The following is a 650-nucleotide window of genomic DNA, read 5'->3' on the forward strand; positions in this document are numbered from 1 at the left end:
GTGGGTGCCGAGTGCGTCAGCATGGCCGGCAGAGGGCTGATGTGATGCAGATGCTCACTGCTGCCCTACCCTTTGCTGGGTTCTACGGTTCCCAGCACGATGCTGAGCTGGACTACGCCATGACGGCGATGTTCTCAAACGACCAGGGTGATCCGAATCAAGGTTTGACCGATCGCCTAAGCAGCGCCTGCTGTTGGTCGGCAGTCCACCGCGCGTACGCCAAGGAGTTTTCGGAATGCTTTTGCGAGGAAGCTGGGATCCACCACGTGCGTTTCGAGTCGATGGATTCCCCGAAGTTCTACAACTTCGAGACAGATCGCCTGTTTATCGAACTGCCGCTGGAGGAGGCACAGCGGATGATGCGCGAGACATCGACGGCTTCACTCGCCCAGGTGGCCGGTGAGCGCCACACGTCCCGCAGCGGCTTCATCTCCTTCTACTCGCCCGACTGGAGAACGTGGGGTGACGTGACGTGCTGGGATCACAACCAACTTCAAACCTTGATTGAAGCGTATGTGCTCGACACCCATGGTGAACTGGATGAGACCGGCCTGATGGAGAGCGCACGAGGAAACGGAAGGCCTGAGGAGTGGATTGAGGACAACACGCCCGGGATCGAGCGGCTCTATCGCGTTCACGACTACCTGCGC

General features: G+C 59.2%; 1 protein-coding gene. It reads left to right on the forward strand.

Annotated elements, in window-relative coordinates:
• Positions 1–44: 44 nt before the first annotated feature.
• On the forward strand, positions 45–650 hold a 606-nt coding region (locus tag B0E50_RS14315; protein ID WP_139350882.1), incomplete at its 3' end, for a hypothetical protein.

It is taken from the genome of Rhodanobacter sp. C01, from assembly GCF_002001045.1.
Lineage (GTDB): Bacteria > Pseudomonadota > Gammaproteobacteria > Xanthomonadales > Rhodanobacteraceae > Rhodanobacter.